We start from the raw sequence: 14,554 nt of genomic DNA on the forward strand, positions 1-14,554 counted from the left end.
GTCGTACAACTGTTTGTACGGCTGTGCGTACGACCCCGGTGGACGTCGGCACCATCAACATCTGGGACATTTTTCTATGCGCAAGAAGACGTTCGCCGCGGCCGCGCTGCTCGCCGCCGCCACCCTGACCCTCTCCGCCTGCGGCAGCGGTGACGACAGCGGCTCACCCGTCTCCGTGGTGTCCGAGGAGGCCGGCTCGGACAAGGCCGCCACGGTTCTCGATCAACCGTTCGAAAAGCCGGATCTGGTCCTCACCGACACCCAGGGCAAGAAGTACGACCTCCGCCAGGAGACCAAGGGCAGCCCCACCCTGGTCTACTTCGGCTACACGCACTGCCCCGACGTCTGCCCGCTGACCATGAACAACATCGCCGTCGCCAAGAAGCAGCTGCCCAAGGCCGAACAGGAGAAGCTGCGCGTGGTCTTCGTCACCACGGACCCGGGCCGGGACACCCCGGCCGAACTCGGCAAGTGGCTCAAGGGCATCGACTCCCGGTTCGTCGGCCTCACCGGCGACTTCTCCACCATCCAGGCCGGCGCCCGCACCCTCGGCATCTCCATCGAGCCGACCCACAAGGACAAGAACGGCAAACTCGTCTCCGTCCACGGCACCCAGGTCGTCGCCTTCTCCCCGAAGACCGACGCCGGATACCTGCTGTACGGCGAGGACGCCACGGTCGACGACTACACCAAGGACCTCCCCAAGATCATCAAGGGTGAGAACCCGTGAGGCCTCCCATTGTCCCGGTGGTCGTCCTGTCCGGAGCCCTGCTCCTCGCCGGGTGCGGCTCCGACTCCGACAGCGGCTCCGGCAGCGGCTCCGGCAGCGGCTCCGACGGCGGGGGCGGCCTCTCCGTCTCAGGCGCCTACATACCGCAGCCGGTCTCCGACGACATGGCCGCCGGCTACCTGACGATCGCCAACGCCGGCGACACGAAGGACGAGCTGACCTCGATCACCAGCTCCGCGGGCGAGGTCACCATGCACGAGACGGTCGGCGGCGCGATGCAGGAGCTCAAACAGCTCCCCGTCCCCGCACAGGGTCAACTCGTGTTCAAAAGCGGCGGCAACCATCTGATGTTCGACAAGCTGAAGCGCAAGCCGAAGCAGGGCCAGACCATCTCGGTCGAACTGCACTTCGCCACGTCCGACCCGGTCGTCGTCAAGATGCCGGTGAAGTCGGCGACCTACACCCCGACGACCGGACACTGAGGGAGGGACCCCCTTGACGCAGACCATCGCCCCCCGCGTCCGGACCCTGGTGCTGCTGCTCCTGGCCGCGGCCGGGCTGCTTCTCACCACCGCCGCGCCGGCCTCCGCGCACGCCGCGCTCACCGGCAGCGATCCCCAGCAGGGGGTGGTGGTCGACAAGGCACCCACCCAGATCTCGCTGACCTTCTCCGAGCAGGTCTCGGCGTCCGCCGACTCGCTGCGCGTGCTCGACCCCAAGGGCAAGCCCGTCCAGCGCGGCAAGCCGTCCAACGTGAACGGCACGACCTACGCGGTGCAACTGCACAGCGGTCTGCCCGACGGCACGTACACCGTCACCTACCAGGTCGTCTCCGCGGACAGCCACCCCGTCTCCGGCGCCTACACCTTCTCCGTGGGCGCGCCTTCCGCAACCTCCGCCACGGTGTCAGGGAGCACGGCCGGCGGCGGGGTCGTCGGCTGGCTCTACGGGTTCGGCCGGTACATGTCGTACGCCGGTTTCATCGTGCTGGTCGGCGGTGCCGCCTTCGTGCTCGCCTGCTGGCAGCGCGGCGCCGGGGTGCGGGCCATGCAGCGGCTCGTCGTCGCCGGGTGGCTCACGCTCACCGCGGCCACCCTTTTCCAGCTGCTCCTGCGCGGCTCCTACACCACCTCCGGGAAAGCCGGCGACATCTTCGACCTGAACCTGCTCGGACAGGTGCTGCAGACCAAGACAGGTGCGGCGCTGGTCTCCCGGCTGCTGCTCCTCGCCGCGGCGGCGCTGTTCATCGCGGTGCTGTTCGGGGCGTACGAGAAACGCGAGGGCGAGGAGAAGCGAGACCTGAACTTCGGGCTGGCCGTCGGCGGGACCGTGGTGGCCGCCGGGCTCGCCGCGAGCTGGGCGATGTCCGAGCACGCCTCCGTCGGGCTCCAGGCGGGCCTCGCGATGCCCGTCGACGTGCTCCATCTGCTGGCCGTCGCTACCTGGCTCGGCGGGCTCGCGGCGCTGCTCGGCGCGCTGTACTGGGCGCCCTCGGACCGGCCCGTCGACACCGCCGCCGTACGCCGCTTCTCGACGCTCGCCTTCACCAGCGTGGTCACGCTGGTCGTGACCGGCGTCTACCAGTCCTGGCGTCAGCTCGGATCCTGGTCGGCGTTCACCGAAACCCGGTACGGGCAGCTGCTGCTGGCCAAGATCGGACTCGTGGTGTTGCTGGTCGGCATCGCGTACATCTCGCGGCGGTGGACGGCAGGGCTGGCGGACACGGTGGTTCAGCGGGCCAGGTCACAGAAGCAGCGGGTGACGGCCGGTGCCGGTGCCGGTGCCTCGAAGAGTGCTGGTGGGGGCAAGGGCGGCGCAGGTTCCAAGGGGAGCGGCGACTCGAAGGGGGCCGGTGGTTCCAAGGGGAGCACAGGTTCCCAGGGGAGCGGCGACGCGAACGGGGCCGGCGACTCGAAGGGGGCCGGTGGTTCCCAGCGGGCCGCTCAGCTAGCCCGGCAGCGGGTCGCGATGGACGCGGCGCGACAGAAGCAGGCGCGGGACGCCGACCCGAACCGGTTCGGACTGCGCCGCTCGGTGCTCGCCGAGGCCGGGGTCGCCGTCGTCCTGCTCGCGGTCACCACCGTGCTGACACAGACCGAGCCGGGGCGCACGGAGGAGGCGGCCAAGGCGTCCACCTCCTCGGCCTCGGCCTCATCGGACTCGTCCTCCTCGGACTCGTCGGCCGGTGCGCTGACCCTCGACATGTCGTTCGACACGGGCGGCGAGGACGGCAAGGGCGTCGTGACGGTCGACATCGACCCCGCGCGCGTGGGCGGCAACGAGATGCACGTCTATGTCCAGCGGCCCAACGGGCGTGCCTTCGACATCCCCGAGGTGAAGGTCGCCTTCACCCTGGAGTCCAAGAAGATCGGGCCACTGCCCGTCGTGCCCGACCACATCACCACCGGTCACTGGTCGGCGAGCGGAGTGCAGATCCCCGTGGCGGGCGAGTGGAAGATCGCGGTGACCGTGCGGACCTCCGACATCGACCAGACGACCGTCTCCAAGAACGCGCAGATCGGCTGACCCATCATCATGCCTGACCAGTCCATTCCGGAGGCCCGCACTCCCGCACTCGAGGAGGGCGCCTCCGAAACGGCCACCTCCGTGGAGGGCCTCACCCGGCGGAAGCTGCTCGGGACCGCCGGGGCCACCGGGCTCGTCCTCGGTGCGGCCGGCGGGGTCGTCGGCTACACGGCCCAGCCGGCCCAGGCCACGCCGCTCACCTCTCTGGGCTCCGAGCGGGTGATGTTTCACGGGAAACATCAGCCCGGGATCACTGACGGCCTCCAGGCCCGCGGCCACCTCGCCGCCTTCGACCTGGCCGCCGGGGCGGGCCGCAAGGAGGCCGCCGCGCTGCTGCGCCGCTGGTCGCAGACGGCCCAGCGGCTGATGGCGGGCGAGGCGGCGCCTCACGACGACACAGACGTGGCCCGGGACGCAGGCCCGTCCTCGCTGACGATCACCTTCGGCTTCGGCCACAGCTTCTTCGGCCGGACGGGCCTGCAGAAAGAACACCCGGTCGCGCTCGACCCGCTGCCCGACTTCTCCTCCGACCACCTCGACAAGAAGCGCAGCGACGGCGACCTGTGGGTGCAGATCGGCGCCCATGACGCACTGGTCGCCTTCCACGCGCTGCGCGCCCTCCAGAAGGGCGCGGGGAGCGCCGCCCGGCTCCGCTGGCAGATGAACGGCTTCAACCGCTCACCGGGGGCCACGTCCCATCCCATGACGGCCCGCAACCTCATGGGCCAGATGGACGGCACCCGCAATCCGAAGCCGAACGAGGTCGACTTCGACCAGCGCGTCTTCGTACCCGAGTCCGGCACGCCCGCGTGGATGGCGAACGGCTCCTACGCCGTCGTACGCCGGATCCGCATGCTCCTCGACGACTGGGAGAAGCTCTCGGTCACGGCCCAGGAGAACGTGATCGGGCGCCGCAAGTCCGACGGGGCGGCGCTGACCGGGGGCAGCGAGACGACCGAGATGGACCTGGAGAAGACGGACGCCAAGGGCAACCTGGTGGTCCCCGTCAACGCGCACGCCCGCATCACACGCCCCGACCGGAACGGGGGCGCGGCGATGCTCCGCCGGCCGTTCTCCTACCACGACGGCTTCGACCAGGACGGGATCCCCGACGCCGGCCTCCTCTTCATCTGCTGGCAGGCCGACCCGCTGCGTGGCTTCGTCCCGGTCCAGCGCAAGCTCGACCGCGGTGACGCCCTGTCCCCGTTCATCCGCCACGAGGCCAGCGGCCTCTTCGCCGTACCGGGCGGGGCAGCTCAGGGGGAGTACGTGGGGCAGCGGCTGCTGGAGGGGTGACTCCGTCGCTCTGAGGGGTGGCGGTTGCGAGATGCGTGCACTGCGTTTCGCAAGGCCCATTAGGGTGAGGTCATGCCAGCGAGCTATGCGTATCTCGGTCCCGAGGGCACCTTCACAGAAGTCGCTCTGCGCACCCTTCCTGAGGCGGCGACGCGGGAGCTGATTCCGTATGTGTCCGTACAGTCCGCGCTCGACGCGGTCCGCGGCGGCGAGGCCGAGGCCGCGTTCGTGCCGATCGAGAACTCCGTCGAGGGCGGGATCACCACCACGCTCGACGAACTGGTCGCGGGCGCACCCCTGATGATCTACCGCGAGGTGCTGCTGTCGATCACCTTCGCGCTGCTGGTCCGCCCGGGCACCGAACTGTCCGACATCAAGACGGTCTCCGCGCATCCGGCCGCCCAGCCGCAGGTGCGCAACTGGCTCAAGAGGAACCTCCCGGACGCCCACTGGGAGTCGGCCGCCTCGAACGCGGACGGCGCCCGTCTGGTCCAGGAGGGCCAGTACGACGCCGCCTTCGCGGGCGAGTTCGCCGCCACCCGGTACGGCCTGCAGGCCCTGGAGACCGGGATCCACGACGCGGAGAACGCCCAGACGCGATTCGTCCTGGTCGGCCGCCCGGCCCGGCCCGCCGCGCGCACCGGTGCCGACAAGACCTCCGTCGTGCTGTGGCAGCGCGACGACCATCCCGGCGCCCTGCGCGACCTGCTGGGCGAGTTCGCCACGCGCGGCATCAACCTGATGCTGCTGCAGTCCCGGCCCACCGGCGCCGGCATCGGCAACTACTGCTTCTGCATCGACGCCGAGGGCCATATCTCCGACCGCCGGGTTGCCGAGACCCTGATGGGGCTCAAACGGATCTGTCTCAACGTGCGCTTCCTCGGTTCGTACCCGCGGGCGGATGCCGAGGTGGCGGACGTACGGCTGCCGCTGGTGGGGACCTCCGACGAGGAGTTCGTCGCGGCGGCGGACTGGGTGACGCGGTGCCAGGACGGACGTTTCTAGGGTGTTTCCGGCCAGTCACACCTGTCCTACCTGCTGATTTTAGTTATCCACAGAAGTTATCCACAGGTCAGCTTCTCGACCTGGGGACAAGTCGACAACGAAGTGCCATTCGGTCGACATATCACCCTTCGACCCCCGGCTCGCCACCGCCTCGTAGGTCACCCTTCGTCCACCCGTTTCCCTCGGTCCATCCCCCGGGGTGACCTATTTCCACCCGAAAGTGGGTGTGCGACCGGTTTGGGCGGGGAATTCCTCGTGCCGCACAGCCGATTCGGAATGATCACATCCAGTATCCACAGATCTTTCGCACAGCCTGTGGATAACTTTTCGGGGCTGTGGATTCCGGCGACCGGAGAGGCCCTCAAGTCCCCTCCCGCACAAGGAATATCGAGTCAACCCGACGCCCCTCATATGACTCGTCCCAGGGAGTGAGACACCGTTTTATTGACACAGGGAACACGGGGGGCACTCAGCAATACAGAGGGCAATTCGGCTGATAAAGAAACGTAAGGCGCGATTCGGCGCACGCCTCGGAATAGTGAGTCGTGAGCCGTCACCCCGCACCGGTAGCCTTGAGCGCGTGATTGACCTTCGCCTGCTCCGTGAGGACCCCGACCGTGTGCGCGCGTCCCAGCGCGCCCGTGGAGAGGACGTCGCGCTCGTCGACTCCCTCCTGTCTGCCGACGAGCTGCGCAGGTCGTCCGGCGTCCGCTTCGACGAGCTGCGCGCCGAGCAGAAGGCGCTCGGCAAGCTCATCCCCAAGGCCTCCGGCGACGAGAAGGCCGAGCTGCTGAGGAAGGCGAGCCAGCTCGCCGCCGACGTCAAGGCCGCGGACGCCGAGCGCGCCGCCGCCGACGCCGCCGCCCAGGAACTCGGCCTCAGGCTCAGTAACCTCGTCCACCCCGAGGTACCCGTGGGCGGCGAGGAGGACTTCGTCACGCTGGAGACGCACGGCACGGTCCGTGACTTCGGCGCCGAGGGCTTCGAGCCGAAGGACCACCTGGAGCTCGGCACCATTCTCGGCGCGATCGACGTCGAGCGCGGCGCCAAGGTCTCGGGTTCGCGCTTCTACTTCCTGACGGGAGTCGGCGCGCTCCTCGAACTCGCGCTCGTGAACGCGGCGATCGGGCAGGCCACGGCGGCCGGGTTCACGCCGATGCTGACGCCCGCGCTGGTCCGCCCGCAGTCGATGGCCGGCACCGGTTTCCTCGGTCAGGCGGCCCAGGACGTCTATCACCTCGCCGATGACGACCTCTACCTCGTCGGCACGTCCGAGGTCCCCCTCGCGGCGTACCACATGGACGAGATCATCGACGCCGACCGGCTCCCCCTGCGGTACGCGGGCTTCTCGCCCTGCTTCCGCCGCGAGGCCGGCTCGCACGGCAAGGACACCCGGGGCATCTTCCGCGTCCACCAGTTCGACAAGGTCGAGATGTTCTCGTACGTCGACCCCGCGGACTCGCGGGCCGAGCACCAGCGTCTGCTGGAGTGGGAGAAGCAGTGGCTGACGTCCCTGGAGCTGCCGTTCCGGGTGATCGACGTCGCCTCGGCCGACCTCGGCTCCTCGGCCGCCCGCAAGTTCGACTGTGAGGCGTGGATCCCGACCCAGGGCAAGTACCGCGAGCTGACCTCGACCTCGGACTGCACCGAGTTCCAGTCCCGCCGGCTGTCGATCCGTATGCGGGACGGCAAGCAGGTCAAGCCGCTGGCGACGCTCAACGGCACGCTGTGCGCCGTACCGCGCACGATCGTCGCGATCCTGGAGAACCACCAGCAGGCCGACGGCTCCGTACGGGTGCCGGAGGTGCTGCGTCCGTACCTGGGCGGCCGTGAGGTCCTGGAGCCGGTCGCCAAGTGAGTACGTCCGCTGCCCCGGCCTTTCCCTACCGCCTGATCGCGACCGACCTCGACGGAACGCTCCTGCGCTCCGACGAGTCGGTATCGCAGCGCACCCGTGAGGCGCTCGCCGCAGCCACCGCGGCGGGCGCCGCCCACATCGTCGTCACGGGCCGCGCGGTCCCGTGGACCCGGCACATCCTCGACGATCTCGGCTACGACGGCCTCGCGGTCTGCGGCCAGGGCGCACAGGTGTACGACGCCGGCGAGCATCGCCTGCTGACGTCGGTGACGCTCGACCGGCAGCTGGCCGGGGTGGCGCTGGCGAAGATCGAGGCGGAGGTCGGCCCGCTGTACCTCGCGGCGAGCCGGGACGGACTGGACGGCGAGGTGCTGGTGGGCCCCGGTTACGCGGTCACCGGCAGGCTTCCCGCGACACCGTTCACGGACGCGTCCGACCTGTGGACGGCCCCGCTGAACAAGATCTACATTCAGCACCCCACGCTCACGGACGACGAGCTCGCCGAGGCCTCCCGCCACGCCGCGGGCGGCTTCGTCACGGTCGCGATGGCCGGTGAGGGCATCGTCGAGCTCCTCCCCCTCGGCCTCTCCAAAGCCACGGGTCTCTCCCTCGCGGCCCGCCGCCTCGGTATGAAGGCCGCCGACACCATCGCCTTCGGTGACATGCCCAACGACATCCCGATGTTCGCCTGGTCCTCGTACGGCGTGGCCATGTCCAACGCCCACGAGGAGCTCAAGGCGGTGGCGAACGAGGTGACGTCCTCGAACGAGGAGGACGGGATCGCGGTGGTGTTGGAGCGGTGGCTGAGCTGAGCTGGCTGGCTAGTGCCGCGACAGGCAATGTTCGCCCCGTCGCGACGCCTGGCACGCACTCTCGCCGCACCGGGCGAAAGCCCAAGTACATCCAGTACGAGGGCTTCCGCCCGGCACGCCGATAGCACGCACCAGACGCCGCTCCTTCTCGGGCAAACATTGCCTGCCGCGGCACTAGCTGAGGGCTGTTGCTGAGCTGGCTGGCTGGCTGAGGGCGGTCGCTCGGATGTTCGCCGCCGTGGCGGTTGTTCCGCAGGGCGGGGGGCCGGCCCTGCAATGTCGGCCCAGTCCCAGTGACAACGTCTCGCGGAGGATGCACGAATCGAACGTGCGCGGGCTTTCCAGGCCCGACCATGACTCGCCTGTCAGGGAACGCAGCGCAAGCCAGTGCCTTACCACTCGGCCAATCCTCCGGGTGGGCGGCCTCACGCGAACGCAGCGCGTCGCGCGCTCGAAGCGGCCGCCCCGGGCAGCTCCCGGTACGGACGGACTCGACGGAGGAGTAACTACTCCGGAGTCCGCCATGGGCTGCCCTGATGGGAGCAGGACGAACTGTCGTGCATGGACATCGTCCGGCCCCTCCCCAGTGCGTGGCGCCGGTTCGAACCCGGCGTCCTGGACACAACCACTGTGCCTGGACGCCGAGTTCGACGCCACTGATTAACAGGCGACCGCAAACCCCCCGGAACCGGTGGGCCGCAACATCCCCGAGGCCGGGTACTACCGGCGGCGCCACCTGCGCCGGCGTTTGCTGAAGAACCACCCCGCGGGCGGCTCGTCGGAGCGCCAGGGCTGGGGCTCCGGCTGCTCGTTGCGCCAGCGGGCGGCGAGCATCCGGGCCCGGGCGGACGGTTCGGACGTGTCGGCGGACCGTATGAAGTCCTCGTCGAGGACCAAGTCGTCCCATACGTCCCCGGACTGGCCGCGGCCGTCGTGCTGCGGTGTCTCGCCTGCCATCCCCGTCCTCCCAGCCGAACGTCCCGTTTGCCCAGTGTGGCCGGACAGAGGTGAAGTCCCAGTCAACAAGCGGGCGTCTACTCCTCGCCCGCAAGCTTCAGTGACCGGAGCTTCTGTCCGGCGTACCAGGTCGCGAGGACGGTGACCCCGACGAGCAGGACCGCCGACGTCGTCAGTCCGACGTCCGAGGTCACCAGGTCCCCGCCGGCCACCTTGTGGGCGACGGCCAGCGACCACTGCTGGACACTGAGCGTGCGGGCCCCGGCCACCAGGGAGCCGAACAGGGCCTCCCAGACGAGCGCGTAGACCAGCCCGAACACCACCGCGTGCCGCGACACCGTGCCGAGCAGCAGGAAGAGCGCCGCATAGGCGATGGAGGCGACCAGGGCGGCCACCGTGTAGGCGACGGCGATCTGTTGACCGTTGCCGTTCAGGATGAAACCGGCGATCAGCGTCGGCACGGCCGAGAACACCATGGTCACGGCGATCGCGACGATCAGCTTCGTGAAGATGATCGTCGGCCGTTTGATGGGCTTGGACAGCAGGTAGACCACCGAGCCGTCGTCGATCTCCGGGCCGATCGCTCCCGTGCCCGCGACGACGCCGATGATCGGCACCATGGTGGCGAGCGCGAGCCCGCCGAGCAGGTCGGCCGCTGTCTGGTCGTCGGCACCGGCGAGGCCGCGCACCACGACCGAGATCGCGATCAGCAGCAGGGGCAACGCGCTCAGGATGAGGGCCCGGCGCCGGCCGAGCAGGGCCCGGTAGGTGAGCCGGGCGACTGTGGGGTCGTACATCTTGGGCCTCCTACGCCGCGACGAGATACGAGAAGACGGACTCGAGGGACTCGTCGGACGGCGAGACCGTGAGCAGCCGGATGCCGTGGTCCCTCGCGACCCTCGGCAGCAGGGCCGTGAAGCGGCCGAAGTCGACGGCCTGGACGCGCAGGGCGCCCTCGGCGAGGTCGACCTCGATGCCGGACGTCGACGGGTCGGCGATCAGCGCGGCCGCGAGAGCGCGGTCGTCGCTGGAGCGCACCAGGTAGCGGTGCGGGCGGTCGGTCATCAGGCGGCGGATCTTGCGGAAGTCGCCGCTGGCCGCGTGCCGTCCGGCCACCACGACCTCGATGTGCCAGGCAAGTTGCTCGACCTCTTCGAGGATGTGGGACGAGAACAGCACGGTGCGGCCCTCGTCGCCCATGCGCCGCAGCAGGTCCATCAGCTGCATGCGCTGGCGTGGGTCCATGCCGTTGAACGGCTCGTCCAGCAGCAGCAGCGACGGGTCGTGGACCAGGGCGCTCGCCATCTTCACGCGCTGCCGCATGCCCTTGGAGTACGTCGAGATCTTGCGGTCCTGCGCGTACTCCATCTCGACCGTGGCCAGCGCCTTCTGGGCCGCCTTGGCGCCCAGGCCGTGCAACTCGGCGTTGGCGACGACGAATTCGCGCCCGGTGAGAAAGTCGTACATCGCCTCGCGCTCGGGGACGATACCGATGTGCTTGTAGATCGCCTCGTTGCGCCACACCTGCTGTCCGTCGAGGGTGACGGTGCCGGTGGAGGGGGCAAGGAAGCCACCCATCATGTTGATGAGGGTGGATTTTCCGGCGCCGTTGGGGCCGAGGAGGCCGGTGACGCCGGGGCCGATGGTCATGGTGATGTCGTTGACGGCGACCACGTTGCCGAACCAGCGCGATACGTGGTCGATGTTGAGCGTGGTCACAGTCCGACCTTTCGGTAGCGGCGCATCAGGAGGCCGTAGCAGGCGGCGATCATGCCCAGCGCGACGAGGACGTAGACCGTGCCCTCCCCGTTGGTCGGGCCGCCCCCTCCGGGGAACGCCGAACTGGCGCCCAGGAACGCGGACTGCACCCCGTCGATGAGCGTGATGGGCGAGAACAGGCCGATCCAGGCTATGGATCCGGTGCTGCTCTGCGCCTCGGCGATGGCCTGGAGGGTGGAGACGGCGCCGTAGGAGATGGTCAGGACGGCGATCACGGCCGCGATGCCGAAGCCGCGGCGCGGGGTGGCCGCGGCGATCACGAGGCCGAGGCCGGCGAAGAGCAGCGAGAGCAGTGCCACGGAGACGAGTCCCTGCGCGAACCCCTTGGTCTGGTCGGCGAAGTCGAGCTTGGCCAGCAGCGCGCCCACATAGAGCACCAGCAGCGGGGCGGCGGTGAGAATGAACAGCGCCGAGGCCATCGCCGCGAACTTGGCCCGTACGTAGTCCGCGGTCTCGATGGGCCGCGAGAAGTACAGCGGCACGGTCTTGAAGCGCAGGTCGCGCGAGACGGACTGAGGTGCCTGCGAGGCGACGTACAGGCTGATGACGGCTTGCATGACGATCGCGTAGCGCGTGTAGTCGAGGGGCAGTTCCTTGGCCTTCGTGGCCACCGCGACCGCCACCATGATGGCCGCGGGTACGCACATCACCACGAACAGCAGCATCGGCAGCACCTTGGACTTGGCCGAGCGGCCGAGGCCGTAGGAGCCGCGCAGGGACTGCGAGTAGAGGGAGCGTCGGGCGTAGGCGCGGCCCAGGCGGGCGCCGTCGTAGCTGCGGTAGCCGATGTTGTGGATTCGGGTCTGGTCACCCGAAGGTACTACGGAGTGCTCAGTTGCCATGGCCGACCGCCTCCTTCCGCTCTGCGTCGCGCTCTTCGTCGCTGTCCGTGAAGACCTCCGAGATGTGGTGCCGGCGCTGTTCCATGCGCACCAGGCCGAGGCCGAGGTCGGCGACCACATCGCGCACCACGTCGTATGTCTCCTCGCCCTGTGCGGTGAGCAGCAGCACGTGTCCGGCGCCCGGCAGGGCGCCGGCACCGTCGAGGACGTCCACCCCGCGCGCGTGCAGCGCCTCGCGCACCGCGCGGGTGCCGTCCGGGTGCTCGTCGGTGTCGGTGACCTCGATCGCGAGGGTTGCGGTGATCTGGGTGAAGTCGGTGGTGGAGCTGGAGCGCAGCAGCTTGCCACCGTCGACCACGACCACGTGGTCGCAGGTGCGCTCCAGTTCGCCCAGCAGGTGGGAGGTGACCAGGACCGATATACCGAAGTCGGTGTGGATGCGGCGGATGAGGCCGAGCATCTCGTCGCGGCCCACCGGGTCGAGGCCGTTGGTCGGCTCGTCCAGGAGGACCAGCTGCGGGTCGTGCACGAGGGCCTGCGCGAGCTTCACGCGCTGCTTCATGCCGGTGGAGTAGCCGCCGATGGGGCGATAGCGCTCCTCGTACAGGCCGACGTGGCGGAGGGTGTCCGCGGTGCGTTCGCGGGCGGCGGTCGGCGGCAGGCCGGACATGCGCGCCATGTGCACGACGAACTCGGTGGCCGAGACGTCGGGCGGCAGGCAGTCGTGCTCCGGCATATAGCCGACGCGTTCGCGGATGGCGGCGCCCTTGGTGGCGACATCGAGGCCGAGCACTTCGGCGCGGCCCTCGGTGGCGGGGGACAGACCCAGCAGGATCTTGATCAGTGTGGACTTGCCGGCTCCGTTGGCTCCGACGAGTCCGGTCACACCGGGCCCGACATCCACGGAGAGCCGGTCAAGCGCGGTCACCCTGGGGTACCGCTTGCTCAGGCTTTCGGTCGCGATCACAGTCACGTCTTCGACCATAGTGACGCGGACCACGCCGGTCATCACTCCGCAGAGCTGTCTTGGTATCAGCCTCGAGTCGTACGGGGCCCTAGGGGTCCCCCTGAGGTCGAACAACGCGGCCCCGGTTTTCCACATCCGCCCGGTTGTCCACAGTCCGGCACAGGCGTCGTTGACGCAGCCTCCCATGACTGTCGCATTCACCAGTGTCACGTTACGGACACGTACCGCGATCGACACGCGGCGCCGGGTGGAGGAGAAGTGACCCAGGCGCCTCTTGAGGGCGCGCGGGAGCGCCGGGCGCGGACGGCGGCGGTACCGATCTCCCGGGCCGAGCTGGTCGACGGCTCGGCGACACGTCGGTCGACGCGGGGGTTGCCGCGGGGTTTGCCGCGGGGGTTGCCGCGGGGGTTGCCGCGGCCGTGGAACTGGGCGAGCAGGGCGAGCAGAAGTCGGTCCCCGGGGACGACGACGCCATCTTCTCGAGCCCCCAAGAGCTTGCTGTCGCACTGGAGTTGCACGCGGCAGGCGTTACGCTGCCCGCGATCCCTGGTCCGCTCAAGGAGTTGAGGGCCCAGGTCGAGCACATCGCCCCGGTTTCCTGGAGTTCACCACCGAGTACGTCGTCGCCCGCTGCCCCGACGAACCGCACCGCCCGACCGACGTGGATGCGGCCATCGCGGCTTCTCTCGTACGACGAGGTGCGCCCCCTCGCGCAGCAGACAGTGGTCGCCGAACTCGCCCGGGCCATGCGCTTGTTCGCGGTACGGCATCCGCTGCTGCACCCCGGAACGGAGGGGACCCCGGCACCCCACGTCCGGACCCGTTCCGTGACGATCCCCGCCAAGACAATGCGGGCCGTCGAAGAGCTCGTTGGTGTGGAGGGCGTCGTTCAGTTCATCGCGTCCGCCCTCGAACCGGAGCTGCGGGCAAGGGCCTTGGACTGGCTCGTCATAAGTCACGACCCATCAGTTGATTTTGACGAAGCCCCTTGAAACGAAGGGTGGTTGTCCACAGAATCGCCAATTCCCCTGTGGATAACTCCACTTGGCTGTGGATCAAACATCGGAAGCAAAACCATTCGCGTGATTCACGTCTCTCCCGGCGCGCGGACCGGTCAGGGGCACCCGAGCTCCTCCAGGCGGGCTCCGTCGACGATCTCACCTGTCGACGGGTTATGCGCCTGAGCACTGTGATCCTCCCTCACCGCCGCTGGCACGAAGGCGGCCGTCCGACCTGGACTCGTGCCGAACGACTCGGCTTCCACGCCGCGTACGCCTACGACCACCTGTCCTGGCGTAGCTTTCGCGACGGGCCCTGGTTCGGTGCCGTACCCACCCTGACCGCCGCCGCGGCCGTCACCGAGCGAATCCGCCTCGGCACCCTCGTCACCTCGGTCGAGGCTTTTTCACCTACCGCGGCGTGACCTGCGAGGATTTCCTTCGGTCAGCTTTGGCAGCTGCCCCTCTCAGATGCCGATGAGCCGGACACGGTCGCCACACAGCCGGGCCATGTCGTCGACATCGGAGGTCAGCATGACCACCGGGCCCGGCTGACGCAGGGCCACCTCGGCCACGGTCGCGTCGATCGCGTACTTGTGGCCGTGCAGACCGGCGGCTTCGAGCGTCACCGTGATACGTGTCGTGTCCGCCATGACCCGAGCACACTGCGATATGCGCCCCATGGCCGTCTCGCTCGGCACACGTCCGCACGCGGGTGCATCGTACCCACTGCCAGTGACACCGGGGCCATGCGTGCCGAAAGGTAACAGCCGCGGACATCCGG

General features: G+C 69.1%; 12 protein-coding genes, 1 tRNA gene and 3 pseudogenes. 9 read left to right on the forward strand and 7 right to left on the reverse strand.

Translation table 11 applies throughout. From position 1 onward, the window contains the following. Nucleotides 1-76 precede the first annotated feature (76 nt). From M2271_RS14165 to M2271_RS14195, 7 genes are all read left to right on the forward strand, one after another. Nucleotides 77-730, forward strand: coding sequence for an SCO family protein (locus M2271_RS14165; RefSeq protein WP_280887540.1), 654 nt, complete (start codon nt 77-79; stop codon nt 728-730). Then, nucleotides 727-1,212: a copper chaperone PCu(A)C gene (locus M2271_RS14170; protein WP_280887541.1), complete on the forward strand. Its 486-nt coding sequence runs from the start codon at nt 727-729 to the stop codon at nt 1,210-1,212. Before M2271_RS14165 ends, M2271_RS14170 begins: the two co-directional genes overlap by 4 nt. Before the next feature lie 13 nt (nt 1,213-1,225). After that, nucleotides 1,226-3,256: a copper resistance protein CopC gene (locus M2271_RS14175; RefSeq protein ID WP_280887542.1), complete on the forward strand. Its 2,031-nt coding sequence runs from the start codon at nt 1,226-1,228 to the stop codon at nt 3,254-3,256. 9 nt (nt 3,257-3,265) lie between these two features. Beyond that, a complete protein-coding gene (gene efeB, locus M2271_RS14180; RefSeq protein ID WP_280887543.1) occupies nt 3,266-4,552 on the forward strand; it encodes an iron uptake transporter deferrochelatase/peroxidase subunit in 1,287 nt (428 codons plus the stop codon). Nucleotides 4,553-4,624: 72 nt separating this feature from the next. Then, nucleotides 4,625-5,557: a prephenate dehydratase gene (pheA, locus tag M2271_RS14185; RefSeq protein ID WP_280887544.1), complete on the forward strand. Its 933-nt coding sequence runs from the start codon at nt 4,625-4,627 to the stop codon at nt 5,555-5,557. Between the two features lie 580 nt (nt 5,558-6,137). After that, entirely contained in the window at nt 6,138-7,415 is a 1,278-nt protein-coding gene (gene serS / locus M2271_RS14190) for a serine--tRNA ligase (RefSeq protein ID WP_280887545.1), read from the forward strand. Then, complete coding sequence (locus tag M2271_RS14195; RefSeq protein WP_280887546.1) at nt 7,412-8,227, forward strand: HAD family hydrolase; 816 nt, start codon at nt 7,412-7,414, stop codon at nt 8,225-8,227. The genes serS and M2271_RS14195 overlap by 4 nt, the downstream gene beginning before the upstream one ends. A gap of 307 nt (nt 8,228-8,534) precedes the next feature. Here M2271_RS14195 and M2271_RS14200 read toward each other — a convergent pair. The 6 genes from M2271_RS14200 to M2271_RS14225 form a co-directional block, all read right to left on the reverse strand. After that, nucleotides 8,535-8,640, reverse strand: a tRNA-OTHER gene (locus tag M2271_RS14200). Between the two features lie 307 nt (nt 8,641-8,947). Beyond that, nucleotides 8,948-9,184: a hypothetical protein gene (locus M2271_RS14205; protein ID WP_280887547.1), complete on the reverse strand. Its 237-nt coding sequence runs from the start codon at nt 9,182-9,184 to the stop codon at nt 8,948-8,950. 77 nt (nt 9,185-9,261) lie between these two features. Further along, a complete protein-coding gene (locus M2271_RS14210) occupies nt 9,262-9,981 on the reverse strand; it encodes an ABC transporter permease (protein WP_280887548.1) in 720 nt (239 codons plus the stop codon). A gap of 10 nt (nt 9,982-9,991) precedes the next feature. Continuing rightward, on the reverse strand, nt 9,992-10,903 hold the full coding sequence (locus tag M2271_RS14215) for an ABC transporter ATP-binding protein (RefSeq protein WP_280887549.1): 912 nt from the start codon (nt 10,901-10,903) through the stop codon (nt 9,992-9,994). Further along, nucleotides 10,900-11,805 (reverse strand): ABC transporter permease, encoded by a 906-nt coding sequence (locus tag M2271_RS14220; protein WP_280887550.1) that lies wholly within the window; start codon nt 11,803-11,805, stop codon nt 10,900-10,902. The genes M2271_RS14215 and M2271_RS14220 overlap by 4 nt, the downstream gene beginning before the upstream one ends. Beyond that, nucleotides 11,795-12,772 carry an ABC transporter ATP-binding protein gene (locus M2271_RS14225; RefSeq protein ID WP_280887705.1) on the reverse strand — a complete coding sequence of 326 codons (978 nt, stop codon included), beginning with the start codon at nt 12,770-12,772 and terminating at the stop codon, nt 11,795-11,797. Before M2271_RS14225 ends, M2271_RS14220 begins: the two co-directional genes overlap by 11 nt. 407 nt (nt 12,773-13,179) lie before the next feature. Between M2271_RS14225 and M2271_RS14230 the strand changes: the two are divergent. Further along, nucleotides 13,180-13,764, forward strand: a pseudogene (locus M2271_RS14230) (MerR family transcriptional regulator); the annotation flags it as partial. 182 nt (nt 13,765-13,946) lie between these two features. Further along, nucleotides 13,947-14,165: pseudogene (locus tag M2271_RS14235) on the forward strand (LLM class flavin-dependent oxidoreductase); the annotation flags it as partial. A 72-nt stretch (nt 14,166-14,237) separates the two neighbouring features. On the opposite strand, the pseudogene M2271_RS14240 reads toward M2271_RS14235, so the two are convergent. Then, a pseudogene (locus tag M2271_RS14240) lies at nt 14,238-14,393 on the reverse strand (DNA-binding protein); the annotation flags it as partial. Nucleotides 14,394-14,554: the final 161 nt, after the last annotated feature.

It is taken from the genome of Streptomyces sp. LBL (genome assembly GCF_029893585.1).
Taxonomy (GTDB): domain Bacteria; phylum Actinomycetota; class Actinomycetes; order Streptomycetales; family Streptomycetaceae; genus Streptomyces.